The following is a 25,988-nucleotide window of genomic DNA, read 5'->3' as shown; positions in this document are numbered from 1 at the left end:
CTGGGGGCGCACCCTTGTGGGGAGGCTCAGCGCCCTAGCGCAGGGCGTCGGCGACCTCCGTGGCGGCCTCCACGACGCGCGCACCGACCCTCTCGGGGACCGAGTCGGCGAGCATGACGACGCCGACGCTCCCCTCGATGCCGGGGACGCCCAGGAGGGGCGCGGCGGCCCCGCTGGCACCGGCCTCCAGCTCGCCGTGGGTGAGGACGTACCGGACCGGCTCGGTGGCGGTGACGGTATGGGCGGCGGGCGGCCCCTCGGCCGGGCGGGCGCCCAGGGACTCCTCCTCGACGAACCGCTCCCAGCGCGACCCGTCGGGCGTCGGCTGCATGCCCCGCCCGGCGAGAATGGCGCGCCCCGCGGCCCCGCGGTCCAGCGGGTGCCGGAAGCCGGTGCGATAGGCCACGTGGTAGTCGGTCCAGGTCGGCTCCACGACGGCGACGGCCAGCGCCTCGCTGCCGTCGACGAGGGTCAGGTGGGCGGTCGCCCCGATCTCCTCGGCGAGCGAGCGCAACGCGGGCAGTGCGGCCTCGCGCAGCAGCGGGTGCACCTGGTGGGCCAGACCGAGCACGCCCAGTCCGACGCGCGCCCGGCCGCCGAGGTCACGGCGGACCAGCGAATGCTGCTCCAGCGTGGCCAGCAAGCGGTAGACCACCGTCCGGTTCACACCGAGTTTGGCGGCCAGCTCGGTCACCGTCAGGCCGTGGTCGGTGTCGGCGAGCAGCTTGAGAACCCGCAGGCCCCGGTCAAGCGTTTGAGACGTCTCCGCGGTCACGACGCCCCCTCCTCGTAGGCGGCGGCCATCTCCACGGCGGTAACGCACTGCCGGTCCCGCGGCAGTGCGCGGAGAGGCCGCCGGTAGTCGTCATACCGGCTGCGCTCCGCGGCTGCACTGCCACGGCGCGTGCGTGACCGGCACCGTAGCGAGCGGGTACCGCTCAGCGGAAGGGGTCGTCCACAATCCGGGCGCTGGCTTGACCCGACTTTGGAGATCCACCCTCTACAATACGGCCGACATCATCGCATTCGGGTCGCCCACTCCTGCACCTTCTTGATCCGCTCGCCGAGCTGTCCCGCCGTCGCCTCGGCGCTCGGCGGCCCGCCGCACGCACGGCGCAATTCGGTGTGAATCACCCCGTGCGGCTTACCGCTCTGATGGTTGTACGCGGCCACGAGCGTGTTCAACTGCTTGCGCAGTTCGAGCAGTTGGCGGTGGGTGACGATCGGGCGCCGCTCGGCGGGGAGTTCGAGCAGATCGGCCTCTTCGTCCGGCTTCTTCCGGCTGTGGGCGATCTGTCGGGCCTGCCGCTTCTGCAGCAGTATCTGGACCTGGTCCGGTTCGAGGAGTCCGGGGATGCCGAGGTAGTCCTGCTCCTCCTCGCTGCCCGGATGCGCCTGCATGCCGAACTCGGCCCCGTCGTACAGCACCCGGTCGAAGACCGCGTCGGACTCCAGCGCCTCGAAGGGCAGCATGTCCTCCTCGGTGGCCTCGTCCTCGGCCTTCTCCGCGTCCGCGAGGAGCTTGTCCTCCTCCGCGAAGGGGTCCTCCTCGCCCTGCTTCTTGGGCTTGTCGAGCACGTGGTCGCGCTCGACCTCCATCTCGTTGGCGAATTCCAGCAGCATCGGGATGGTCGGAACGAACACCGACGCCGTCTCGCCGCGCCGCCGCGACCGTACGAAACGGCCCACGGCCTGCGCGAAGAACAGCGGCGTCGAGATCGTCGTGGCGTACACGCCGACCGCGAGGCGGGGCACGTCGACGCCCTCCGACACCATCCGGACCGCGACCATCCACCGGTCCTCGGACTCGCTGAACTTCTCGATCCGCTTGGAGGAGCCGGGGTCGTCGGAGAGCACGACGGTCGGCTTGTGCCCGGAGATCTCCTTGAGCAGCTTGGCGTAGGCGCGGGCCGAGTCCTGGTCGGTGGCGATCACCAGGCCGCCCGCGTCCGGGATGCCCTTGCGGACCTCGGTCAGCCGCTGGTCGGCGGCCTTCAGCACGTTCGGGATCCAGTCGCCGGTCGGCGCGAGCGCGGTCCGCCACGCCTGCCCGATGGCGTCCTTCGTCATCGGCTCGCCCAGGCGCGCCGCGATCTCGTCGCCCGCCTTGGTGCGCCAGCGCATGTTGCCGCTGTAGCTGAGGAAGATCACCGGGCGCACGACGCCGTCGTTGAGCGCGTTGCCGTACCCGTACGTGTAGTCGGCGGCGCTGCGGCGGATGCCGTCGTTGCCCTCCTCGTACACCACGAAGGGGATCGGGTTGGTGTCCGACCTGAACGGCGTCCCGGTCAGCGCCAGCCGCCGCGTCGCCGGGTCGAACGCCTCCAGGCACGCCTCGCCCCACGACTTGCTGTCGCCCGCGTGGTGGATCTCGTCCAGGATCACCAGCGTCTTGCGCTGCTCGCAGCGGTTGCGGTGCAGCATCGGCCGCACCCCGACGCCCGCGTACGTCACGGCGACGCCGTGGTACTCCTTGCCGACGGGGCCCGCGCTGTACTCCGGGTCCAGCTTGATCCCTATCCGCGCCGCCGCGTCCGCCCACTGCGTCTTCAGGTGCTCGGTGGGCGCCACCACCGTGATCTGCTGCACCAGGTGGTTGTGGAGCAGATACGACGCCAGCGACAGCGCGAAGGTGGTCTTCCCGGCGCCGGGTGTCGCCACCGCGAGGAAGTCCCGCGGCTGCTTGGCGACGTACGCGTCGATGGCCCCCTGCTGCCAGGCCCGAAGCTTGTTCGCCGTCCCCCAGGGCGCGCGCCCGGGGAAGGCGGGAGACAGATGGTGCGGGTGCGATGCGGCGGTGGTAGTCACGGTCTCCGTTGAGGTTCGTCTCGCGGCGGGTCGGTACGAAAACCGCCTCAGCCTACCGGCCGCACCCCCTCACCCCCGTCCCGACGCCACCGCGCCGCCCGTGTGCGACTCAGCTCACATACGGGCGCGCGGACGCCGTCTCGTACGGTGACACGCCGTCCCGGGCGCAGGCGGTCGGTCTCACGCCGATTTCGGGTGGGGGCGCAGGCGCCCCGCTACGAAGGCGCCCACGAGGGCCAGCGCGGCGGCGGGGAGGAAGACGGCGGCGAAGGCCGCGGGGTGTGCCGTCGTGGTGGTGCTCGCGTCGGCGGTGGCGCCGACCGTGCCGCCGCCGAGGGCGGCGAAGACGGTGCCGGCGGCGGCGACCAGGAGGACGTTGGAGAGGGCGTCGGAGACCTGGAGGGCCGCGGAGTTGGCACCGGCCTCCGCGGGGGCGGACTGCTCCAGCATCAGCACGCTGAGGGTGGAGATGACCAGGCCCATGCCGAGGCCGCCCGCGCACCAGGCGACGGCCACGATCCACACCGGTACGGACTGGACGAGGGCGAGGCAGGCGCCGCAGATGGCGGCGGCGGACAGCACCATGCCGAACTGCGCGAGGCGTTCGCGGACCGGCGCCAGGCGCGGGCGGGCCTGGACGTACGAGCCGAGCGCCCAGGTGAGCCCGGCGCCCGCCAGCGACAGACCCGCCATGGTCGCGGACAGGCCGCGCTGGGTGACCAGCATCAGCGGGATGAAGCTCTCGGCGGCGATGAAGGTGCCCGCCGCGATCCCGCGCATCAGGATCACCGTGGGCAGCCCGCGCACCGCGCGGAAAGTGCCGGGCGGCAGCAGCCGCAGCGCGGACGGTACGAGCAGCACGATGCCCGCGACGGCCGGTATCACCGAGAGCGGGCTGATGTCCTGACCCGCGTACTGCAACAGCGCCGCGCCCGTCGCGAGCGCCACCGCGTACCAGATCCGCCGCCCGTCCCGTACGGGCGGCGCGACCGGCTCGGGGGCCTCGGGCAGCGTCTCGGGGGCCGGGTCGGGGGCGTGCGCGGCCCGCCGCAGGGGCGGCAGCATGACGGCGAGCGGCAGCGCCACCAGGACCGGGATGGCCAGGAACACCCAGCGCCAGCCGAGGTGTTCGGTGACCGTCCCCGACACCAGCGGCCCGACGATCGACGGCACCACCCACGACGCCGCGAAGGCGGCCATCACCGAGGGCCGCAGCCGTTCCGGATACGCCCGGCCGACCACCACGTACAGCGCGACGATCACGAGCCCGCCGCCGAGCCCCTGCACGGCCCGGCCGAGCACGAACGGCCACATCGACTGCGCGGTCCCGCTGATCACCAGTCCCGCCGCGAAGCCGCCGATGCCCGCCGCCAGCGGCGGCAGCGGCCCCGACCGGTCGCACCACTGCCCGCTGACCACCATCGCGAGCAGCGACGTCGTGAAATACCCCGAGAACGCGAACGCGTACAGCCCGAGACCGTCCAGCTCCCGCGCCGCGATCGGCATCGCCGTCCCCACCGCGGTCGCCTCGAACGCGATCATCAGCACCACCGACACGATGCCCAGGGTCAGCGCGCGGTACGACCGCCCCATCACGCCTTCCGGCGCGGCCGGGGCGGTATCGGGGTCGATTCCAGGAAGCCGCTGGTCACGGCGAGTGTCGGAGGCAGTCACCAGCCAAGGGTAAGGGGCATCAGCCCCTTTCACCCCTGCCCTGCGACCCCCTTTCCCTCCGCCTTTCGCCCTACGCCCCGCCCTCGTCCCGCCCTCGTCCCGGCCGCCTTCCCGCCCCGGCCCGCACCCCCGTTCATGAACGCCGTATGGCAGTCCCGTTGCACCCCCTCCCCCACCCTTGACCCACCCCCGCCCCACCCGCGAAGGTCGAACCACACCGCACACACACCTGGCCGTGTGCCCGAGTGGTTGAGGGACTCGCCTGCAAAGCGAGTTACGCCGGTTCGATTCCGGTCACGGCCTCCATTGCCTGATATGGCGAAAGAAGAGGGCGGCACCCCGTACGGGGTGCCGCCCTCTTCTTGTGTGCTGTCGTCTCCTGCGGCTTGCACGATCCGGAGCACTCGAGCTTGAGAGAGCGGGCCTCAGTGCTCGTGGCCGGGAGGTCGCCGACATGAGCGTCCAGCGAGGCGAAACCGGAGGACCGTGATTCGGTCCATGCGGGTTTCCTGTTGTGGAAACCCGCATCCCTTGCGCCGGGGGACGGTCACTCGGGAGCATCGAACACGACACCGTCTCTTCCCTGGGGGCAGCAGTGGAGCTGACACGACTCGTCGGATCGTGCGACGACGGCGATTGTCCGACGCTGTACGTGACCGACCGGGGCACCCTCGCAGTGCAGGGGCCGCACATCACCGAGCACGGTCGGAGCATCCCCGCTCACGAAGGCATGGTCGAAATCCCTGTGGAACTGATCAGAAAGGCCATCCGTGACGGGCTCCTCTAAAACGCTCGGCGAGATGTTCTCGCAGTTCGAGCGGGAAGCGTTCCGGCTGGAAACGCTGGACGACTACAGCAAGTCCGGTGGTATGACCGCCTATCACGCCTTCCTCGCAGGAGAGGATCAACCGGAGGACTACCGAGACGCTGACTGGGTCACGACGGTCCGCGAGATCACCCGGGCCGGGAAACGCATCTATCGGGTACACATCTTGTCACGGCCTCTCACACCGTACCTGCGATTCGAACTGGGCTGGGGATACCAGCGGAACATGACGGCCGGTGAGGAATTCTTCATCCTCGACACCACCGAGACGGAGAACCCGCTGCCGCAGGCTCCTGACTTCTGGCTGTTCGACGGCAGGATCGCGGCGGCCATGACGTACGACGGCGCTGGGAAGTTCCTCGGCGTGGACGTCCACGAGGCGGCGGATGCCGACGAGTTCGGGGCGTACCGCGATGTGGCGCTCGCACACGCGAGGCCCTTCACCGACTGGTGGGCCGAGTTCGGCGAGTGAACAGATCAGAACTGGGCGCCGCGCTGCGGGCGTTGCGGCAGGCCTCCGGGCATGAAGCGAAGGCTGTGGCCCGCGGCGCCGTCATGTCCACCAGTAAACTGAGCAAGATCGAGAACGGCCGCACCGCGCCCGGCGTCATCGACGTGGAGCGCATCCTCACGGCATTGGGCGTGTCCGCCAACCGTCTCTGATTCCGGGCCTGTTGCAGACACCCGAGTACGGGCGGGCGGTGCTCTCCCGCAAGGAGTTGGGCGACGAACAGTTGGCACGTACGGTCGCCGCGCGACTCGATCGCCAGAGCGTGCTGTACGACAGGACGAAGACCCTGCGGTTCGTCGTCACCGAGCCCGTACTGCGCTGGCTGCTCGTTCCGCCACCGGTGATGGCCGGCCAACTGGACAGGCTCATCTTCCTGTCCGGGCTTCCCAACCTCGACATCCGCGTCGTCCCGCTCACCGCAGCACAAAAATACGCTCCCGGTCACTCCTTCGTCATCCGCGACAACCGTACGGTCACGGTCGAGACGCTGCACGCCGAAATGGCGGTGACCGATCCCAGGGACGTCGCTCTTTACGTGAAGAAATTCGAGCACTTCTCCTCGGGTGCCCTCGCCGACGACGCCATGCGCGACTTCCTCACGGCTGTCCGCGACGAATTCTTGCGCGAACAGGAAACGCCCTGGACACCGCACTCCGCCTCCCAGGATTCTGGACACGACAGCGAATAGGGCGGAAGGCCGAGCAAAGGAGATGTGCCGTGGAGAAGACTCCGCGAGGAATTCGTGCCGGTGGAGAGGGAGACGGGCAGCCGGGGACGCCGTGGACGCCGCCGGAGGAGCCGCCGAATCCGGATGGGTCCACGCCGCCCGGGGACGGGACGCATCGGAAGTGACATCGATCGAACGGGGCCGGGGCTGGGCCGAGTTGGGGCGGTCGCTTCTCGCGGCGGGGGTCATGACGGACGATTGGGCGGCGGCTTTCGCGGCGGTGCCGCGGGCGGCGTTTCTGCCCGAGGTGATGTGGCCGTTCGACCTCAGCGCACAGGTCAGTGTGGCCGTGAGCAGGGCGGAGGACCCGGCGGCGTGGCTGGGGTACGCCGAGGCCGATGTGCCGATCGTGACGCAGTGGGACGACGGGCGGCACAGCGGGACGGCGCCGGGGAAGGTGTCGACGTCTTCGGCGTCGATGCCGTCCGTCGTGTTCGCCATGCTCGGCGACCTGGAGGTGCGGCCCGGGAACGCGGGGCTGGAGATCGGCACCGGGACGGGGTGGAACGCGGGGCTGCTGGCGCACCGGCTCGGCGGCGAGAAGGTGACGACCGTCGAGGTGGACGCGGCGGTGGCGGCAGCGGCCCGGGAGTCGCTGCGAAGGGCGGGGCTCGGCCCGACGGTGGTGACGGGGGACGGATACGGCGGGCACCTGCCGGGCGCGCCGTACGACCGGGTCATCGCCACGTGCGGGATGCGCGAGATCCCGTACGCCTGGGTCGAGCAGACGGCACCCGGCGGGATCGTCGTGGCGCCGTGGGGGACGCATTACGGGAACGGTGACGCCGTGGCACGGCTGGTCGTCGGGGACGGGGTGGCGTCGGGGCGGTTCACGCGGCTGGTGGAGTTCATGAAGCTCCGTGCCCAGCGGAGGGCTGCCGTACGGCACGGCGATGACGTATCGCAGGAGGGCACGGACGGCGCCGACGCGTCCACGACCACCGTCACCGAGGCGGAATTCCTCACCGGGCGGTACACCGCGGGCCCCTTCGCGTTGGGGCTGCGGGTGCCCGGGTGCGTGCAGGCCGCGGCCGAGAAGCGCGGGGACACGCGGCCGGTCTGGTTCTACGGTCTCACCGACACGTCGTGGGCCGTCGTGACCTTCCGCGACGGCCGGCCCGCGTCCACGGTCCACCAGTACGGGCCGCGTCGGCTGTGGGACGGGGTGGAGGCCGCCTTCCGCTGGTGGACGGGCCGGGGAAAGCCGGGGGTCGAGCGCTTCGGGCTGACGGTCGACGCCGACGGGCAGTACGTGTGGCTGGACGATCCGGCCGAGTCCTGGGGTATCTGAGCGACATCACTCTCCAGGCACGAAGCGGGGAGAGGCTCCTGGACGGCTTCCGGGCCGGGCCGGAGCCCCTGCCGAAGACGCCGCCGAAGGCGAAAACCCTGCCCGCGCCACCCCTGACCGCCGCCCAGCTCGGCGACGTGCTCCTCGCACTCGGGCCGCACCGGCGCCGCTGACAGGGTGAACGACCGGACCGGCGGAAATACTGACGTGGCCGTGGCGGTTGCCGCCGGTATGGCGACTTTGGGACTGATCGGCAGCGGAAACATCGGCGGCACCCTGGCCCGGCTGGCGGTCGACAGCGGGCTCGATGTGGTGCTCAGCAACTCCCGGGGGCCGGAAACCCTCGCGGACCTCGTCGCGGAGCTCGGCCCACGAGCCCGCGCGGGCACGGCGGCGGAGGCCGCCGCCGCCGGGGACTGGGTGGTGGTGACGGTCCCGGTCAAGGCGTACCCGCGGATTCCGCGGGAGCCGCTGGCGGGCAAGACCGTGATCGACACCGGCAACTACTACCCGCAGCGCGACGGCGACATCGCCGAGCTGGTCGAGAAGAAGACCACCGACAGCGGGCTGCTCCAGGGGTATCTGGACGGTGCCCACGTGGTGAAGGCGTTCAACAACATCTTCTTCAAGCACCTGGCGGCGCTGCCGCGTCCGGCGGGAGCGGCCGACCGCAGCGCCCTGCCCATCGCCGGTGACGACGCCGACGCGAAGGCGCACGCCGCTGAGCTGCTCGATCTGCTCGGCTTCGACACGGTGGACGCCGGGCCGCTCGCCGAGGGCCGGCGGTTCCAGCCCGGCACGGCGGCGTACGGGCTGCCCTACGCGGACAAGTCGGTCGCCGACTTCATGGCCGAGCCCCCGTCACCGGCCTCCGTCGCCGACATCGAGGCGGCCCTGGCGGCGGCGGAGAGCTGAAGCCGGGCCCGAAGCCGGGCCGCCCGTCCGCTCCCGCCGCGATTGGCCCAGGGATTTGGGGCGGGAGTGGTACAACGGCGCGGGGCGATCAGGCCGTAGCGTCGTCGGTATGAGTGAGCGAGTGGATTACGCGAAGCACGCGCCGGACGCGTTCCGGGCGATGCTGGGGTTCAGCCAGGCGGCGGCGAAGGGGCTCGACCCCGTGGTCGCGGAGCTGGTGAAGATCAGGGCATCGCAGATCAACCGGTGCGCGTTCTGCCTGGACATGCACATCAAGGACGCGCGGAAGGCCGGGGAGAGCGACCAGCGGATCTTCCTGCTGAGCGCGTGGGAAGAGGTCGACGGCGTCTACAGCGAGAAGGAACGGGCGGCGCTGGCGCTGACGGAGGCGGTGACGCTGCTGACGGACGGGTTCGTGCCGGACGAGGTGTACGCGCGGGCGGCGGAGCACTTCGACGCGGACGAGTTGGCGCGCCTGGGGGCCGCGATCGTGGCGATCAACGCGTGGAACCGGTTCAACGTGACGTTCAGGACGCAGCCGGCGGCGAGCGCGTGAGCGGCGCGGGGGCCGGGGCGGGAGGCGTGGCCGGGGCGGGGGACGTGGCCGGGGCCGGGGCGGGGGGCGCGAAGGCGCTGCTGGCGCTGCATCACGGGCGGGACGCCGCCGATCCGTTGGTGCTGCCCGGGCCGTGGGACGCGGCCAGCGCGCGGGTGTTCGCGGACGCGGGCTTCCCGGCGCTGGCGACACCCAGCGCCGGGGTGTCGGCGTCGCTGGGGTACGAGGACGGCGAGGCGCCCGCCGACGAGATGTTCGCCGCGATCCGGCGGATCACCCGCGCCGTGGACGTCCCCGTGTCGGCCGACGTCGAGGCCGGATACGGGCTGGCGCCCGAGGAGTTGGTCGAGCGGCTGCTGGAGGCCGGGGCCGTCGGGTGCAATCTGGAGGACTCCGAGCCGGGGTCCAGGGGGCTGGTCGAGCCCCGGCGGCAGGCGGACCGGCTCGCGGCCGTACGCGCCGCCGCCGGGGACGCGTTGGTCGTCAACGCGCGCATCGACACGTTTCTGCGCGGCGACCGTACGACCGGCGCCGCCGTCGAGCGCGGGCTGCTCTACGCCGCCGCCGGAGCCGACTGCGTCTACCCGATCCTCGCCCCGCCCGCCCTCCTCGCCGAGATCGCCGAAGCCGTCCCGCTCCCCCTCAACGCCCTCTGCCGTCCCGGCGGGCCCTCCCCCCGCGAGCTGGCCTTCCTCGGTGCCACCCGCGTCACCTTCGGCGGCGGCCTCCAGCAACAAGCCCTGGAAGCCGTCCGCGACATGGCGACCGGCATGCGCCTGTGACCCGCCTGGCGCGCGCCGCGTAAAGGCGCCGGGCCACGTTGTCCAGGGGCGCGGTGGACCGGCACGCTCAGCCGCGGCCGCGCTCCTGACAAGCTCAACCCGCCCCGGATAGCTCCGCTACGAGGCCGCCCCGGCGCCTTGCGCTCGCACGTACCGGGCACCGCCTGGACCGCCCATGATCCGCCGGACAGGCGCTAGTTCTGGGGTTTGACCACCGCGGCTTGGGGGCGGATGGGGAGGCGGGGGATGGGGCGGGCGGTGGCGGCGCGGACGGCGGCGGCCACCGCGGCGGGGGCGGTGACGACGGGGACCGCGGAGACGGCCTTGGCGCCGAAGGGGGCGAGGACGTCGCGCTCCTCGACCAGCCGGATGATGCGGACCGTGGGGGCGTCGAGGGCGGTCGGCAGGGAGTATCCGGTGAGGCTGGGGCGTTTGACGATGCCTCGGGGCGCGCGGAGGTCCTCCATCAGGGCGAGGCCGACGCCCTGGGTGATCCCGGCCTCGATGCGGGCGGCGAGCTGGCGGGGGTTGAGGATGCGGCCGACGTCCTGGGCGACGGCCATCTCGACCACGCGCACGGCGCCCAGTTCGATGTCGACGTCGACCACGGCGCGAATCGCGCAGAAGGTGAGGCCGACGAAGGCGTCGCCCTGGCCGGTGTCGTCGAGCCGGTCGGTCGGGTGCGGGCGGCACTGCGCGGTGGCCCACAGCTCCTTGCCGTCGAGGGTCTCGGCGACGGTGGTGGACAGCACACCGTCGTACGAGGTGATCTTGCCGTCGGCGATGGACAGCAGCTCCACGGACATGCCGAATTTGGCGGCGAGCGGCTGGAGCAGCTGGGTGCGGACCATCTTGGCCGCGCGCTCGACCGCGCCGCCGGACACCCAGGTGTGGCGTCCGCGCGCGGAGGGTCCCGACGGCGGCTGGTCGGTGTCGGACGGCAGCACCTGGACGTCGTCGATGCCGAGGACTTCCTGGACGATCTGCCGCGCCAGCGTGGTGAATCCCTGGCCGGTCTCGACGGCGGCGCAGATGACGGTGGCGCGGCCGTCGTGGACGCGTACGGTCGCGGTCGACACCTCGTCGGCGCCCTCGGCGCCGAGCACGTGGACCATGCCGAGCGCGTAGCCGACCCCGCGCCGTACCGCGCCCGGCTCGCCCGCGCCCGAGGTGCCGCCGGGCAGCAGCCACTGCGACTCGTCGTCGCCGTCGGGCAGGGGCGGCAGTTCGGCGTCGCGTACGGCCTTCAGCAGCTCGCCGACGGGCGCGGGGCAGGTGACGGTCTGGCCGGTGGGCAGCAGGTCGCCGGTGGCCAGGACGTTGCGCATCCGGATCTCGGCCGGATCCAGACCGACCTTCGCGGCGAGCTTGTCCATCTGGCCCTCGTACGCGGCGCAGACCTGGAGCGCGCCCTCGCCGCGTACGTGGCCGGACGGCGGGTTGTTGGTGCGTACGGCCCAGCCCTCGACGAAGACGTGCGGGACGACGTAGGGACCGGCCGCGAAGGCCACGGCGGCGGCGAGCGCGTCGGAGGAGGCGTCGGCGTACGCGCCCGCGTCGAGCAGGATCTGCGCCTCGACCTTGACCAGGCGGCCCTCGGCGTCGGCGTGGTGCCGGTAGCGCAGCAGGGTGGGGTGGCGGTGGGCGTGGCCGAGGAAGGACTCCTCGCGGGTGGCCACGAATTTGACCGGGCAGCCGGTCTTGAGCGCGAGCAGGCCGAGCGGGAGCTGGACGCCGGAGTCCTCGCGGTCGCCCATCGCGCCGGGCACGCCGGTGACGACGACCTTGACGCGGTCGGGTTCGAGGCCGAAGCAGGCGGCGGCCAGGTCGCGGTCGGCGTGCGGGTCGGTGGAGGCGACGTACAGCTCGACGCCGCCGTCCGGGCGCGGGACGGCGAGTCCGGCCTCGGCGCCGATCGGCGCCGGGTCCTGGCGACCGACCCGGTACAGGCCCTCCACGATGACGTCGCCGATCGCGTCGGGGTCGCCGAAGCGCAGCGGGATGTGCCGGATCAGATTGCCGTCGGGGTGCAGCGGCTCGGCGGCGAACGCCTTCTCGGGGTCGGTGACCGGCTCCAGCACCTCGTACTCGACGAGGATCGCGGCGGCGGCCAGCCGGGCGGTGTCGGGGTGGTCGGCGGCGACGGCGGCGATCGGCTCGCCGTGGTGCCGCACCAGGTCCTCGGCGAAGACCGGGCGGTCCGCGACCCGGCGGCCGTGCATCGCGTCGCCCGGCACGTCCTCGTGCGTGACGACGGCCCGCACGCCGGGCATCGCGACGGCCTCGCTGGTGTCGATCCGGGTGATCCGCGCGTGCGGGTACGGCGAGCGCAGCACGGCCGCCCACAGCAGCCCCTCGGCCCACAGATCCGCCGCGTACGGGTAGGTGCCCTGCGCCTTCTGGAGCGCGTCGGCCGAGGGCAGCGACGCGCCGATCCCCCGTACCGCCCCGGCGCCCGCCAGGGTCTCCGCGACGGGCCCCGGTCCGTCGATGATGCCGGTCATACGGCGCCTCCCGAGGGGCCGCCCTGGTGCGGGACGCGGGCGGCGGTGGAGGAGGCCGCGGACGCCGGGTTGTCGGGGTCGTCGGCGGCGGCCTCGCGGGCGGCGATGACCTGGTCGACGGCGTCGAGGACGCCGCGGTAGCCGGAGCAGCGGCAGAGGTTGCCGCACAGCGCCTGGCGGGTCTCCAGGTCGGTGGGTTTGTGGTTGCCCTCCAGCAGGTCGTGCACCGTCATCGCCATGCCGGGGATGCAGAAGCCGCACTGTACGGCGCCGGATTCGGCGAGCGCGCGCTGGACGTCGGAGGGGCGGCCGTCCACGGTCAGGCCCTCGACGGTACGGACCTCGCTGCCCGCCGCGGTGGCCGCGGGCACCAGGCAGGAGGCGACCAGACGGCCGTCGACCTGGACGGAGCAGGCCCCGCACTCGCCCTGTTCGCAGCCGTCCTTGGCACCGGCGAGGCCGAGGCGTTCGCGCAGCACGTAGAGCAGCGACTCGCCGAGCCAGGCGTCGGTCACCGGGCGGTCGGCGCCGTTGACGCGCAGGACGTAGGAGGCGAGGGGGTGTTCGCTGTGGGTCTCCTCGACGGGTTCCGGCTCCGGCTCCCGCTCGGCCTCGTCGGCCGCGAGGTCGCCGTCCGCCTCCGCCGTACCGGAGTCCGGGGCGAGGGGGTCGGGGGCGAGGGCGTCGGGCGTGAGGCCGTCCACGGCGTCGGGGAGCGGCCCGGCCGGGGGCAGTTCGCCCGGCGCGAGGCCGTCCGGTACGTGGCCGTCCGGTACGTGGCCGTCCGCCACCAGTTCCTCGCCGCCGTCGAGCGCGGGCAGCGCGGGCAGCGCCGACAGGCCGTCCAGGCCGTCCAGGCCGCCCGGCAGGGCGTCGAGGCCGCTGAGACCGTCGAGCGCGGACAGGCCGTCGACGCCGTCGAGCGCGCCGATCCCGGTGAGCGGGGTGAGGCCGTCCGACAGGCCCTCGGGGTCGTGCAGCGCGCCCGCGCTGCCGGGGCTCTCGGGGTCGCCGGGGGCGCGCGTCCTGGCCGCCGGGTCGTGGCCGGTGCCGTAGTCGGCGTCGTGGCCGGTGTGCGTGAACGCGCTGTCGGCGGTGGCCTGGTGTCCCGCGCCGGGCGGCGGGCCCTCCGGGTCGTCGACGGCGGCGGACCAGGCGGCCTGGGTGGGCGGCCAGGGCAGCCCCTCGTCAACTCCCGCGCCCAGGCCGGTGCCCAGGCCCGTGCCGGGGTCGATGCCGGTGCCGACGCCGCTGAAGTCCCACTGCCCGGTGAGCTGGTCCTGCGGTGCGCCCTGCCCGGCCTGCGCCTGGGCGGCGGCCTGAGCGGCCGCCTGGGCCTGCGCGGCGGCCGCCGCGCCCTGCCCGAACATCCCGGCGGGGAAGGACTGCGTGGGCGCGGGTGACGGTGCCTGGTCCCACGGCGAGGCGAAGGAGCCGACGGAGAACTCCCCCGAGTCGCCGTCCGCGTCGTCCTTTATGACCGGGATCGACCACTGGGTGACCGGGTCGCCCTCACCGGTGACGGGCGGTCCCGCCGGGCCGTGCGCGCCGAGCGGGTCCTCGCCCGGCCGCGGCTCCGGCGGCAGTTGGGCCGCGAAGGAGACGTGCATGGTCTGGTCGGGGTCGTAGTCCCCGCCGCCGGGCACGGGCTGCCAGGTCCCCGACGTGCCGGGCGACGTACCGGACCCGCCGGACGTGCCCGACCTGTCGTCGGTGCCGGGTGCGCCCGGCTGCGGCTGCGGCTGGTCGGTCATGCCAGTGCCCTCCCGAGCGCTCGACGGGACAGTGCGGCCACGGTACGGCGTAGCTGGACGGCGGCGGGCGGCAGTTCGACACCTTCCTGGTCCGGGATGCACGCGGCGGCCACGTACTCGCCGAAGGCCGTGCACGCCTCGGGGGCGAGATTGCGGTCGCCGTCCCAGTCGATGAGGCCCGCGACCCACTGCTCGGCCTCCAGGGGCCGCAGCGGCACCGGCGCGACCGCGCCCACCGAACAGCGCACCTGGCGGCGCGCGGGGTCGACCACGAGCGCGACGGAGGCCACCGCGCGCCCCGGCCCGGTGCGCCCGGTGGCCTTGAGGAAGGTCTGCGGCGCGTGCAGCAGCGGAATCCTCACGAACGCGAGGAGTTCGCCGGGGCGCAGCGGGTCCATGCCGGTGAGCAGGTGGCTGACCGGGAGTTCGCGGTCGCCCTCGGGTCCGGCGACGATGACGCTGGCCTCCAGCGCGGCGAGCACCGGGAGGGCGTCGCCGGTCGGGGCCGCGGTCGCGATGTTGCCGCCGAGGGTGCCCGCGTTGCGGATCTGCGGCGGTCCCGCGGAGCGGGCGGCGGCGGCGAGCGCGGGGATGAGGGCGGCGAAGTCCGGTCGCCCCATCCGCGCGTGGGTCAGTCCGGCGCCGAGCAGCGCCGCGCCGTCCGCGTACTGCCAGCCGCGGATCTCACTGATCCGGCCGAGGCCGACCAGCGCGTCCGGGCGCAGCAGCCCGGAGTTCACCGCCGCCATCAGGTCGGTGCCGCCTGCGACGGGCACGGCGCTGGGCATGGCGGCGAGCGCCTCCACCGCCTCGTCGAGCGAGGACGGCAGCGTCACGTTCTCCGCCGTCCGCCGTGCATACGTGCTCACGCAGCCTGCCCCTTCCCGGCCTTCCTCCGTCGCGCGGTAGCCGTACCGTACGTGCTCACAGCCTGGACGTGGCAACTCTGGCACATGTTCCACGGTGGTCAACGCGAGGGTCCACGAAGTACCGATCCGTCCGTCACGGGCGCGATCGTACGGCTCTGACGGAATCAACCGCTGTGCCGGAATTGCCATCCTTCGGGTGTGTTGCGACGGTACGCCACTCCACCGTGCCAGCTCCGCCCGCGCCGGGTGCGGAAGTTGCGGAATCAGTCACACGATCGGGGGCGGACCGTCCTTGGGACGGCCGAGGACGCCGGGGCGGCGCTGCCACGGCAGCGGGCCGCCCGGCGGCCGGTACTCCACGCCCAGGGCGTCCAGTCGGGCGTAGTGGGTCCGCATCCGGGCTTCGAATTCCGGCCAGTCGCGCTCGTCGGCGGCGGGCAGGTCCGACCAGGCGACCTCGGCGAAGGCGGCGAGCCGCGGGAAGGCCATGTAGTCCAGCACCCGTACGGAGTCCATGACTTCGGTCCAGATGTTGGCCTGGGTGCCGATGACGTGCGCCGCCTCCTTCTCGGTGAGCTGCGGCGGAACCGGCTCGAAGCGGAAGACGTCCTCCAGGCCGCGGGCGTGCGCGATCGGCACCGGCTCCTCGGGGTCCTCCGACTGCCGCCAGTCCAGGTAGACATGGGTCTGGGGGCACATGACCACGTCGTGCCCGGCCTTGGCCGCCGCGATGCCGCCGGCGTATCCCTGCCACGACGACACGGCGGCGCCCTCGGCGAGGCCGCCCTCCAGGATCTCGTCCCAGCCGATCAGCCGCCGGCCGCGCTCGGTCAGCCAGTGGTCGAAGTGGCCGATCATCCAGCTCTGCAGCTCGTCCTCGTCCTCCAGGCCCAGCTCCTGCATCCGCTCCTGCGCCGAACGCGAGGCGCGCCACTGGTCCTTGGGGCACTCGTCGCCGCCGACGTGGAAGAACTCGCCGGGGAACAGCTCCAGCAGCTCGGCGAAGACGTTCTCGTAGAAGCGCAGGGTGCTCTCGGCGGGCGAGAGCACATTGGGGTTGACCCCCCACGTGGTCAGCACGGAGAGGGCCGAGGTGTCGACGACGTCGGTGTTGCCGAGCTCCGGGTACGCGGCGATGGCCGCCTGCGAGTGGCCGGGGATGTCGACCTCGGGGACGACGGTGATGTGCCGCTCGGCGGCGTACGCGACGATCTCGCGGATGTCGTCCTGGGTGTAGTAACCGCCGTGCGGGCGCTCGTCCCACAGCGGCGACTCGCGCAGCCCGACCTTCGTGCGCTCGCGCCACGCGCCGACCTCGGTCAGCTTCGGGTAGCGCTTGATCTCCACCCGCCAGCCCTGGTCGTCGGTGAGGTGGAAGTGCAGCACGTTCAGCTTGTGGGCGGCCATCAGGTCGAGGTACTTGAACACGACGTCCTTCGGCATGAAGTGCCGTGCCACGTCGAGCATGAAGCCGCGCCAGGCGAAGCGGGGGGCGTCCTGTATCTGGCAGGTCGGCACGCGCCACTCGCGCTCCCCCAGGGGCGCCCGGCGGAAGGCGTCGGCCCCCAGGAGCTGGCGCAGGGTCTGCGCGCCCCAGAAGACGCCGGCGGGGCTCCCGCCGAAGACGTGCACGCCGGAGTTGGGCGCGGCCATGATGCGGTAGCCCTCGGGGCCCAGGTCCCTGGCCACCGCGTCGTCCACCGCCAGCCGGATCACGTCCTTCCCGGACGGCTCCACCGGCGCCAGCGGCAGGCCCGTCGCTGCCGCGAGCACTCCGCGCAGCCAGCGCGCGGCGCCTTCGGCGCCGGGGGTCGCGGTGAGGGTCGTCTCGGGCCCGAGGACGAAGGCGTCGTCGGTGCCGTACGGGGTCTGATGGCGCGGGGCCGGAATGAGGTCCATGGGGGCCATCCTGACCCGTAATCCGCGATTGGCATAGACCAATCCCGCAGCTGCCTGACCGAGGACCGTTCTCCGACCGCGGAAGCGTCATGCCTGGTCGCGCAGTTCCCGCGTCCCTGAAGCGCTCGGCTCACCCGCTCGCGGCAGACTTGCCCCGCCCGGGCGCGGGCAAAGACGACGGGCGCGGGCCCCGAGGGGCGCCGGGGGGCACCTCCCAGCGGTAGCTGGGGGGAGGCACTGCGCGGCCAGCCCCCACCGGCCGGGAGTGCGGGGGCCGCCGGAGCGGGGCACCGCGTACCCGGCCCGGGAAAGGCTAGAAGGCGGCAGCCGCCCTCTCGCGTTGGGCGCGCACGGCCAGCAGCACGGTGAGGGTCACACCGAGGAGCAGCCACGCCAAGTGGGCGATGGTGAGGGCCTGCCACGCGGAGTGGGGCACGTCGGGGGCGGAGGCCAGGGCGAGGGTGGCGCCCAGCAGCGCGAACACGGCCGCGAGCTGCACACGCCCGTTCCAGCTCCGCAGGAACGCGCGCTCGGCGAAGGGCCCGCCGTACCACCAGCGGACGGCGAGGCCGACGACGACCACGGCGGCCAGACCGGCCGCGGTCACGGCGGAGACCGCCCACAGCGGCCACGGCGCGCGCTGCCGTTCCTTGTCGCAGGGCAGCACGGTGGTGACCAGCGGCACCAGCGGGAGTACGGCGACGGCGTTGATCTCCCGGACCCGGCGCAGCCAGGGATCGGCGGCCAGCTCCGTACGGACGGTGGCACGGATGCCCCGCAGCCGGGCGGGCAGCGGCGTACCGGAGCGGCGCCCGGCCACCGTCAGCAGGACCACGATCAGGACCAGGGCCGCCGCGGCCCCGGCGGCGGTGGCGATGATCTGCCACACGTCACCGGTCGCGATCCGGAAGAGCTGCACGCCCACCAGCAGGGCCACGGCGATGATCCCGGCCAGTGCCCCGCCGCGCGGCGCGGTGAGCTGGCTGGGGTCGGCGCCGAGCATCAGCGCCCGCTCCACCGCGCTCTGGTGCTCGGCGCGGTGCCGCTTGGGCACCCGGCCGAGCAGCCCGCGCCCCGAGGTCAGCGAACGGGCCAGCGCGACCTGCGCCTCGGCCTCCTGCGGGGCGAGCGCGACCGCGCGGCGGGCGGCGGCCACCGCGTCGGGCACCCGGCCGAGCCGCCGGTAGACGTCGGAGAGCAGCACCGACGGCTCCCAGCCGTCGGGGTCGGCGCCGGTGGCCCGCAGCGCGACGGTCAGCGCCGCGTGCGGCTCGTCCAGCGAGAGCAGCACGACCCCGGCCAGCACGAAGACGTCGGCCGCCTCCGCGGGCCCGGCGAGCGCCAGTGCCCAGTCGACCGACTCGCGGGCCTCGGGGCGCCGCTTCTCCTGCGCGAGGATCCAGGCGCGCAGCAGGTAGCCCGCGCTGCCGTTGCGCTCCACGAAGGCATCGCTGACGAGGGCGTGCGCCTCGGCGAACCGGCTCTGCGCGACGAGCGAGTGCACCCGCTCGCCGTCGCTCGCGTCGTCGTCGCCGGGCGCGTCCGCCGCGCCGAACGCGCCGTCGTCACCCTGACCGCTGTCCACGTCCGCCCCTGTTTCCGCCGGCGAGGAGCGCGGACGTCAGCTCTTGCCGCCGCTGCCCTTGCCGGACTTGTCCTTGTCCCCGCCGCCCAGCGGCATGCCCTCGTAGATCTCCTTGCACATCGGGCAGACCGGGTACTTCTTCGGATCGCGTCCCGGGACCCAGACCTTGCCGCAGAGCGCGACGACGGGCGTGCCTTCCAGCGCGCTCGCCATGATCTTGTCCTTCTGGACATAGTGCGCGTAGCGCTCGTGGTCGCCGTCACCATGGGAGAGCTGCGGGGTCGGCTCGACCAGAGTGCCGGTGCCCGCCCCGCGCTCGGGCTCAAGAGTGCTCATAAGACTCAAGACTAGTTGAGAGACGGATCGTCGGGATACGTGGCCACCATGGCCAGCTCATTACGCTGCCTGCGCAGCACCGAGCGCCACAGTTGTTCGGGATCGGGCGAGGACACGTCGCCCGGCTCGGACTCGATCACGTACCAGGCGCCGCCGACCAGTTCCTTCTCCAGCTGGCCGGGCCCCCAGCCGGAGTATCCGGCGAAGATCCGCAGCGAGCCCAGCTCGGCGGCGAGCAGTTCGGGCGGCGCCTCCAAGTCGACCAGGCCGATCGCGCCGTGCACCCGCCGCCAGCCCAGCGGGTCCGCGTCCTCGCCCTCACAGACGTCGCCCGGCACCACGGCCAGGCCCAGCGCGGAGTCCAGCGAGACCGGGCCGCCCTGGAAGACCACCGGGGGCGCGCCCGCCAGCGGCGCCCAGGGCAGCAGGACGTCGCCGACGCCGACCGGCGTGGGCCGGTTCAGGACGACGCCGAGCGACCCCTCCGCGTCGTGGTCGAGGAGGAGCACCACCGCCCGGTCGAAGTTGGGGTCGGCGAGCGCCGGTGTGGCGACGAGCAGTCTTCCGGTGAGCGAGGACACCTCGGTCATGGGACACATGATCCCGCACAAACCCGCTGGGCGGAGCGGCAACCGCCACTCCCGGACATCCGCCGGTACGGCGCGACACGCGGTACGGCGCGCGCGGCAGCGGACGGTGTGCGGTCCGCCACGCACCGCGCTGTAGCGAAGTCATGACACTGGCCGAGGTTCACGGCAGCCGGGACGGGTCAGTAGGCGCATTACCATTTCTTCCTGCGCTCCGCGCGGCGAGCACCCCGGCCGCGCCCGGCCTCCCCCGTACCAACCGTTCCGAAGATCGCGAGATCCATGACCGACATCGCCGATGTACTGCTTGTTCATGGCGGAACCCCCCTCGAGGGCGAGATCCGTGTCCGCGGTGCGAAGAACCTCGTGCCCAAGGCCATGGTCGCCGCCCTGCTCGGCAGCGGACCGAGCAGACTCCGCAATGTCCCCGACATCCGTGACGTACGCGTCGTACGCGGGCTGCTCCAGCTCCACGGCGTGACGGTGCAGAGCGGTGAGGAACCGGGCGAGCTGGTCCTCGACCCGACGCGCGTCGAGAGCGCCAACGTGGCCGACATCGACGCCCACGCGGGCTCCTCCCGGATCCCGATCCTGTTCTGCGGCCCGCTGCTGCACCGGCTCGGCCACGCCTTCATCCCGGGCCTGGGCGGCTGCGACATCGGCGGCCGGCCGATCGACTTCCACTTCGACGTGCTGCGGCAGTTCGGCGCCACGATCGAGAAGCGCGCCGACGGCCAGTACCTGGAGGCGCCGCAGCGGCTGCGCGGCTGCAAGATCCGGCTGCCGTACCCGTCGGTCGGCTCGACCGAACAGGTGCTGCTCACCGCGGTGCTGGCCGAGGGCGTCACGGAGCTGTCCAACGCGGCGGTCGAGCCGGAGATCGAGGACCTGATCTGCGTCCTGCAGAAAATGGGCGCGATCATCTCGATGGACACCGACCGGACGATCCGGATCACCGGCGTCGACAAGCTCGGCGGCTACAACCACCGGGCCCTCCCCGACCGCCTCGAAGCCGCCTCCTGGGCGAGCGCGGCGCTGGCCACCGAGGGCAACATCTACGTCCGCGGCGCCCAGCAGCGGTCGATGATGACCTTCCTCAACACCTTCCGCCGGGTCGGCGGGGCCTTCGAGGTGGACGACGACGGCATCCGCTTCTGGCACCCGGGCGGCCCGCTCAACGCCATCGCGCTGGAGACCGACGTGCACCCCGGTTTCCAGACCGACTGGCAGCAGCCGCTGGTGGTGGCGCTCACCCAGGCGTCGGGGCTGTCCATCGTGCACGAGACGGTGTACGAGTCCCGGCTCGGCTTCACCTCCGCGCTCAACCAGATGGGCGCGCACATCCAGCTCTACCGCGAGTGCCTGGGCGGTTCCGCCTGCCGCTTCGGGCAGCGCAATTTCCTGCACTCCGCGGTCGTGTCGGGCCCGACCAAGCTCCAGGGCTCCGACCTGGTCATCCCCGACCTGCGCGGCGGCTTCTCGTACCTGATCGCGGCGCTGGCCGCGCAGGGCACCTCGCGCGTGCACGGCATCGACCTGATCAACCGGGGCTACGAGAACTTCCTCGCCAAGCTGGAGGGCCTGGGCGCCCACATCGAGCTGCCCCAGCCCGCGGGCGCGGTCGCTTCCTGAGCGGTACGGCGGGCGTACGGCAGCCGTACGCCCGCCGTGCGGCCCGCCCCATGCGAAAGGGCGGCTTCTCCCCCGGGAGAAGCCGCCCTTTGGCGATGTGATTACTTGCCCTTGGCGGCTTCCTTGAGCTTGGAGCCCGCCGAAACCTTCACGCTGTAGCCGGCCGCGATGTTGATCGGCTCACCGGTCTGCGGGTTACGCGCGGTCCGAGCGGCACGGTGGGTGCGCTCGAAGGTCAGGAAGCCGGGGATGGTGACCTTCTCGTCGCCCTTGGCCACGATCTCACCGACGGTCTCAGCGAACGCGGCCAGTACGGCGTCGGCGTCCTTGCGGGTCACCTCGGCGCGCTCGGACAGAGCGGCCACCAGCTCACTGCGGTTCATATCTGTACTCCCGTGTTCTTTCTGCCATGGGGGCGCGAGCTCGAAGCTGTTGCTGTGTGCCTCACTGCCCAGGTGTGCATCCTGCCCCCATATATGGGGGGAAAGCCAATCCACCGACCGCGCGAGTCGCACAAAAAACGATGCGATTGCACGGGGACACCACGGGGATGACGGATTGTCGTCACATGGTCGACGCATCGAATCCGTTTGTCGGACGGATTGTCAGACCGCCCCCCGCGCGGTCGCCGCGGCGGCCACCGCCGGTCCCTGCGCCTTGGCCGCGTCGCGTACGGCGTCGGCGACCGCGCCCGCGACCTTGTCGTTGAAGACGCTGGGGACGATGTAGTTGGCGTTCAGCTCGCCCTCCCCCACCACGTCCGCGAGGGCGTGCGCGGCGGCCAGCATCATCTCGGTGTTCACGGTGCGGGACTGGGCGTCCAGCAGGCCGCGGAAGACGCCGGGGAAGACCAGGACGTTGTTGATCTGGTTGGGGAAGTCGCTGCGCCCGGTGGCGACCACGGCGGCGGTCTCGCGGGCCACGCCCGGGTCCACCTCGGGGTCGGGGTTGGCGAGCGCGAAGACGATCGCGCCGTCCGCCATCCGCGCCACGTCCGTACCGTCCAGGACGTTGGGCGCGGAGACGCCGATGAAGACGTCGGCGCCGGTCACGGCCTCCTTCAGGGTGCCGCTGACGCCCTCGGGGTTGGTGTTGTCGGCGATCCAGCGCAGCGGCGAGTCCGGCGACGCCTCCACCAGGTCGTCGCGGTCGCAGTGCACCACGCCGTGGATGTCGGCGACCACCGCGTGCTTCACTCCGGCGGCCAGCAGCAGCTTGAGGATGGCCGTACCGGCCGCGCCCGCGCCGGACATGACGACGCGTACGTCGCCGATCTGCTTGCCGACCACGCGCAGCGCGTTGGTGAGCGCGGCGAGCACCACGATGGCGGTGCCGTGCTGGTCGTCGTGGAAGACCGGGATGTCCAGCGCCTCGCGCAGGCGGGCCTCGATCTCGAAGCAGCGCGGCGCGGAGATGTCCTCCAGGTTGATGCCCGCGAAGCCGGGGGCGATGGCCTTGACGATCGCCACGATCTCGTCGGTGTCCTGGGTGTCGAGGCACAGCGGCCAGGCGTCGATACCGGCGAAGCGCTTGAAGAGGGCCGCCTTGCCCTCCATGACCGGCAGCGCGGCCTTCGGGCCGATGTTGCCGAGGCCGAGGACGGCGGAGCCGTCGGTGACGACGGCCACGCTGTTGCGCTTGATGGTCAGGCGGCGCGCGTCCTCGGGGTTCTCCGCGATGGCCATGCAGACCCGGGCGACGCCGGGGGTGTAGATCATGGAGAGGTCGTCACGGTTGCGGATCGGGTGCTTGGACTGCATCTCGATCTTGCCGCCGAGGTGCATGAGGAACGTACGGTCGGAGACCTTGCTCACGGCGACGCCCTCGATGCCGCGGAGCTTGCCGACGATCTCGTCGGCGTGCGCGGTGGAGCTGGCGGCGACGGTGACGTCGATGCGGAGCATGTCGTGGCCCGACGCGGTGACGTCCAGGCCGGTGACCGAACCGCCCGAGGACTCCACCGCGGTGGTGAGCTGGCTGACCGCGGTCCCGCTGGCGGGGACCTCCAGCCGTACCGTGATCGAGTACGAGACGCTTGGCGCCGTTGCCATGACGGACCTTCTTCCGGTTCCTCTGCTGCTGGTGGTGCTGCCCGTCGATCGTTGCACCTACCGACGGGTACGCGTAAACCCGCGTGGGGTGAAGATTGGAAGAATACTTCCGCGATGCGGGAGCGGCGCAACCGGGTGGACCGAAGAAGAGATTTTCGTCCGCCGGGAAGAGGTTCCCGTAGCCGTTTGTTAGCCTGAGTACGGCACCGGCTCGATCCAAGCCCCCGGGCCCAACCTTAGGCGCTTCGAGCGCCCACTTGCCGCGAGGCGAGCATGGCGGGCCGGTGTCGTGAACGTCACGTGGGCGCCCCCTCTTCCGGAGGGGGCGCCCACGGCGTTTTCGGAACGGTGCCAGGACCCGTCGTCGGACCCCGGCGCCCGGTCAGGGGCGCAGCAGGTCCGGCACTCCCTCGGCGTCCGGCAGATCGCCCTCGGCCGCGAGGACCATCAGGCGTTGCGTCGCCCGCGTCAGGGCCACGTACAGCACCCTCAGCCCCGCGGGCGACTCCTCCGCGATCTCGGCGGGGGACACCACGAGCGTGGCGTCGTACTCCAGGCCCTTGGCCTCCAGGCTGCCGAGCGCCACGACGCGCTCGCCGAGCCCTTCGAGCCAACCGCGGGCCTGGGCGCGGCGGTTCATGGCGACGACGACGCCGACCGTGCCGTCCACCTCCTCCAACAGCCGCGCGGCGGACCGGCGTACGTCCGCGCCGAGGTCGTCGCCCGCGACCGCGTACTGCGGCAGGACACCGGTGGAGCGCACGGCGCGCGGCGACTGCATGCCGGGCATGGCGAGCGCCAGCACGGTGGCGGCGACCTCCGCGATCTCGGCGGGGTTGCGGTAGTTGACGGTGAGGGTGAAGCGCCGCCGGGGCCGGGTGCCGAGCGCCTCGTCGCGCGCCCGCGCCGCCTCGTCCACGTCCGTCCAGGAACTCTGCGCCGGGTCGCCGACGATCGTCCAGGTGGCCGTACGGCCGCGGCGCCCGACCATCCGCCACTGCATCGGCGTCAGGTCCTGCGCCTCGTCCACGATGACGTGCGCGTACTCGGTGCGCTCCTCGTCCAGCCGCTCGGCTCGGCTGCGGCGGCCCGCGTCGTGCCGGTCGGCGAAGGTCGTGACCTCGTCCAGGCCGGTGAGCTGGTCCAGCGGGTCGGCCTCGCGGCGCTTGGGGCGCGGCACCGGGCCGAGCAGCGTGTCGAGTTCGTCCAGCAGCGCCACGTCGTGCGCGGTGGCGCCGGTCCTGCGCAGCGAGCGCGCCACCCGGCGGACCTCCGGCGGGGACAGCACCCGGCGCGCCCAGCGGGCCAGCCGCTTCTCGTCGGCGAGCGCGGCCAGCACGGCGCGCGGCTGGAGCACCGGCCACCAGGCGTCGAGGAAGTCGGTGAAGTCCTGCTCGGTGCTGATGTCCTCGTCGAAGCCCTGGCGTTCCTCCGCGGCCAGCTCCGGATCGTCGAAGCGGCGGCCGGTCTTGCGCCACAGCGCGTCCAGCAGCAGGCGGCGGGCGCGCGGGCGCAGCAGATTGACGGGCGCGGTGCCGCCGAGGGTGTTGTGGCGGATGCCCGCCAGTTCCTGCTCGGACAGCTCCACGCGGCGGCCGAAGGCGACCACGCGCAGCGTCGCCGGGCGGCCGGGCGTCAGGTCGAGCGCGCCGCGGGCCGCGTTGCGCAGCACCTTCTGCATCCGCAGCGAGCCCTTGATCCGGGCGACCGCGGGCTCGTCGTACAGATCGGCGGAGACGCCGTCGACCAGCGAGCCGACGGCGCGGATCGCGACCTGGCCCTCCTCGCCGAGCGACGGCAGCACGCCCTCGGTGTACGACACCAGCAGCGGGGTCGGGCTGACGCACAGGATGCCGCCCGCGTACCGCCGCCGGTCCTGGTAGAGCAGGTACGCGGCCCGGTGCAGGGCGACCGCGGTCTTGCCGGTGCCGGGGCCGCCGGTCACCTCGGTGACGGACGCGGCGGGCGCCCTGATCACCATGTCCTGCTCGGCCTGGATGCTCGCCACGATGTCCCGCATGGTGTGGCTGCGGGCCTGGCCGAGGGCCGCCATCAGGGCGCCGTCGCCGACGACCGGCAGCCCGGTGGTCAGCTCGGGGCGCAGCAGGTCGTCCTCGACGCCGAGCACCTTGCGGCCCTTGGAGCGGATCACCCGGCGGCGCACCACCCGCCCCGGCGCGACCGGGGTGGAGCGGTAGAAGGGCGCGGCGGCCGGGGCCCGCCAGTCGATGACCAGCGGCGCGTACTCGCTGTCCAGGACGCCGATCCGGCCGATGTGCAGGGTCTCGGCGATGTCGGCGGTCCGGTCCTCGCGGACGGCGTCGTCGGCGGGTTCGACGGAGGTGAAGGCGCCGTCGGCGCCCTTCTTGCCGTCCTTGCCCCGCAGCAGGTCGATCCGGCCGAAGAGGAAGTCCTCGAACTCGCTGTTCAGCCGGTTGAGGTGGACCCCCGCGCGGAAGACCTGCGCGTCGCGTTCGGCGAGCGCGCCCGGCGTGCCGACGTGGCCGCGCTGGGCGGCGTCCTTCATCAGGAACTCGGCTTCGTCGATCTTCTCTTCGAGGCGGTGGTACACCCGGTCCAGATGCGCCTGCTCGACGGCGATCTCCTGATCCCGGACCCCCAGGTGGGCTGTGGTCTGCGCGGCCACGCAGGACCCCCTTCTTCATTGCGTCATGCGCCGC

Annotated in this window: 20 protein-coding genes, 1 tRNA gene and 1 pseudogene; 9 read left to right on the top strand and 13 right to left on the bottom strand. The window is 72.7% G+C overall.

Annotation, left to right across the window (positions count from 1 at the left end; translation table 11 throughout):
• Nucleotides 1–34: 34 nt before the first annotated feature.
• From ABZX65_RS23060 to ABZX65_RS23050, 3 genes are all read right to left on the bottom strand, one after another.
• Nucleotides 35–775 carry a helix-turn-helix domain-containing protein gene (locus ABZX65_RS23060; protein WP_355343033.1) on the bottom strand — a complete coding sequence of 247 codons (741 nt, stop codon included), beginning with the start codon at nt 773–775 and terminating at the stop codon, nt 35–37.
• Nucleotides 776–1,017: 242 nt separating this feature from the next.
• Nucleotides 1,018–2,808 carry a DEAD/DEAH box helicase gene (locus ABZX65_RS23055; protein WP_355343030.1) on the bottom strand — a complete coding sequence of 597 codons (1,791 nt, stop codon included), beginning with the start codon at nt 2,806–2,808 and terminating at the stop codon, nt 1,018–1,020.
• Nucleotides 2,809–2,988: 180 nt separating this feature from the next.
• Nucleotides 2,989–4,401 (bottom strand): MFS transporter, encoded by a 1,413-nt coding sequence (locus ABZX65_RS23050; protein ID WP_355343283.1) that lies wholly within the window; start codon nt 4,399–4,401, stop codon nt 2,989–2,991.
• 312 nt (nt 4,402–4,713) lie between these two features.
• Between ABZX65_RS23050 and ABZX65_RS23045 the strand changes: the two genes are divergently transcribed.
• From ABZX65_RS23045 to ABZX65_RS23010, 8 genes and pseudogenes are all read left to right on the top strand, one after another.
• Nucleotides 4,714–4,788 (top strand) — tRNA-Cys (locus ABZX65_RS23045).
• 289 nt (nt 4,789–5,077) lie between these two features.
• The gene (locus tag ABZX65_RS23040) at nt 5,078–5,269 is read left to right on the top strand and encodes a hypothetical protein (RefSeq protein WP_355343280.1); all 192 of its coding nucleotides are present in this window, start codon (nt 5,078–5,080) and stop codon (nt 5,267–5,269) included.
• On the top strand, nt 5,253–5,780 hold the full coding sequence (locus tag ABZX65_RS23035; RefSeq protein ID WP_355343027.1) for a DUF6879 family protein: 528 nt from the start codon (nt 5,253–5,255) through the stop codon (nt 5,778–5,780). Before ABZX65_RS23040 ends, ABZX65_RS23035 begins: the two co-directional genes overlap by 17 nt.
• 32 nt (nt 5,781–5,812) lie before the next feature.
• Nucleotides 5,813–6,507 (top strand): annotated as a pseudogene (locus tag ABZX65_RS23030) (helix-turn-helix transcriptional regulator).
• A gap of 226 nt (nt 6,508–6,733) precedes the next feature.
• Nucleotides 6,734–7,837: a methyltransferase domain-containing protein gene (locus tag ABZX65_RS23025; protein WP_355343024.1), complete on the top strand. Its 1,104-nt coding sequence runs from the start codon at nt 6,734–6,736 to the stop codon at nt 7,835–7,837.
• Nucleotides 7,838–8,068: 231 nt separating this feature from the next.
• Nucleotides 8,069–8,752 carry an NAD(P)-binding domain-containing protein gene (locus tag ABZX65_RS23020; RefSeq protein WP_355343021.1) on the top strand — a complete coding sequence of 228 codons (684 nt, stop codon included), beginning with the start codon at nt 8,069–8,071 and terminating at the stop codon, nt 8,750–8,752.
• A 109-nt stretch (nt 8,753–8,861) separates the two neighbouring features.
• The gene (locus ABZX65_RS23015; protein ID WP_355343018.1) at nt 8,862–9,308 is read left to right on the top strand and encodes a carboxymuconolactone decarboxylase family protein; all 447 of its coding nucleotides are present in this window, start codon (nt 8,862–8,864) and stop codon (nt 9,306–9,308) included.
• Nucleotides 9,309–9,334: 26 nt separating this feature from the next.
• A complete protein-coding gene (locus tag ABZX65_RS23010) occupies nt 9,335–10,090 on the top strand; it encodes an isocitrate lyase/phosphoenolpyruvate mutase family protein (protein WP_355343015.1) in 756 nt (251 codons plus the stop codon).
• Between the two features lie 194 nt (nt 10,091–10,284).
• On the opposite strand, the gene ABZX65_RS23005 is transcribed toward ABZX65_RS23010, so the two are convergent.
• The 7 genes from ABZX65_RS23005 to ABZX65_RS22975 form a co-directional block, all read right to left on the bottom strand.
• Nucleotides 10,285–12,594: a xanthine dehydrogenase family protein molybdopterin-binding subunit gene (locus ABZX65_RS23005; RefSeq protein ID WP_355343012.1), complete on the bottom strand. Its 2,310-nt coding sequence runs from the start codon at nt 12,592–12,594 to the stop codon at nt 10,285–10,287.
• Nucleotides 12,591–14,348, bottom strand: coding sequence for a (2Fe-2S)-binding protein (locus tag ABZX65_RS23000; protein WP_355343009.1), 1,758 nt, complete (start codon nt 14,346–14,348; stop codon nt 12,591–12,593). Before ABZX65_RS23000 ends, ABZX65_RS23005 begins: the two co-directional genes overlap by 4 nt.
• Nucleotides 14,345–15,217 carry an FAD binding domain-containing protein gene (locus ABZX65_RS22995; protein WP_355343006.1) on the bottom strand — a complete coding sequence of 291 codons (873 nt, stop codon included), beginning with the start codon at nt 15,215–15,217 and terminating at the stop codon, nt 14,345–14,347. The genes ABZX65_RS23000 and ABZX65_RS22995 overlap by 4 nt, the downstream gene beginning before the upstream one ends.
• Before the next feature lie 267 nt (nt 15,218–15,484).
• Complete coding sequence (locus ABZX65_RS22990) at nt 15,485–17,116, bottom strand: beta-N-acetylhexosaminidase (RefSeq protein WP_355343003.1); 1,632 nt, start codon at nt 17,114–17,116, stop codon at nt 15,485–15,487.
• Between the two features lie 313 nt (nt 17,117–17,429).
• Nucleotides 17,430–18,701, bottom strand: a complete 1,272-nt coding sequence (locus ABZX65_RS22985; RefSeq protein WP_355343000.1) for a hypothetical protein — start codon at nt 18,699–18,701, stop codon at nt 17,430–17,432.
• A gap of 36 nt (nt 18,702–18,737) precedes the next feature.
• On the bottom strand, nt 18,738–19,037 hold the full coding sequence (locus ABZX65_RS22980; protein ID WP_093716639.1) for a DUF3039 domain-containing protein: 300 nt from the start codon (nt 19,035–19,037) through the stop codon (nt 18,738–18,740).
• Nucleotides 19,038–19,048: 11 nt separating this feature from the next.
• Entirely contained in the window at nt 19,049–19,627 is a 579-nt protein-coding gene (locus ABZX65_RS22975; RefSeq protein WP_355342997.1) for a YqgE/AlgH family protein, read from the bottom strand.
• A gap of 279 nt (nt 19,628–19,906) precedes the next feature.
• On the opposite strand from ABZX65_RS22975, the gene murA reads away from it, so the two are divergent.
• Nucleotides 19,907–21,256 (top strand): UDP-N-acetylglucosamine 1-carboxyvinyltransferase, encoded by a 1,350-nt coding sequence (gene murA, locus ABZX65_RS22970; protein WP_355342994.1) that lies wholly within the window; start codon nt 19,907–19,909, stop codon nt 21,254–21,256.
• 101 nt (nt 21,257–21,357) lie between these two features.
• On the opposite strand, the gene ABZX65_RS22965 is transcribed toward murA, so the two are convergent.
• The 3 genes from ABZX65_RS22965 to ABZX65_RS22955 all read right to left on the bottom strand — a co-directional run bounded on the left by ABZX65_RS22965 (nt 21,358) and on the right by ABZX65_RS22955 (nt 25,954).
• Nucleotides 21,358–21,639 carry an HU family DNA-binding protein gene (locus tag ABZX65_RS22965; RefSeq protein WP_355342991.1) on the bottom strand — a complete coding sequence of 94 codons (282 nt, stop codon included), beginning with the start codon at nt 21,637–21,639 and terminating at the stop codon, nt 21,358–21,360.
• Between the two features lie 222 nt (nt 21,640–21,861).
• Nucleotides 21,862–23,307 carry an NAD-dependent malic enzyme gene (locus ABZX65_RS22960; RefSeq protein WP_355342988.1) on the bottom strand — a complete coding sequence of 482 codons (1,446 nt, stop codon included), beginning with the start codon at nt 23,305–23,307 and terminating at the stop codon, nt 21,862–21,864.
• A gap of 382 nt (nt 23,308–23,689) precedes the next feature.
• The gene (locus tag ABZX65_RS22955) at nt 23,690–25,954 is read right to left on the bottom strand and encodes a UvrD-helicase domain-containing protein (protein ID WP_355342985.1); all 2,265 of its coding nucleotides are present in this window, start codon (nt 25,952–25,954) and stop codon (nt 23,690–23,692) included.
• Between the last annotated feature and the right edge of the window lie 34 nt (nt 25,955–25,988).

Origin of the sequence: Streptomyces sp. NPDC003300 (assembly GCF_040610915.1) — a bacterium.
Classification (GTDB): Bacteria; Actinomycetota; Actinomycetes; order Streptomycetales; family Streptomycetaceae; genus Actinacidiphila.
The sequence above is the reverse complement of the archived record's forward strand: the minus strand, read 5'-3'. Positions and strand labels throughout refer to the sequence as shown.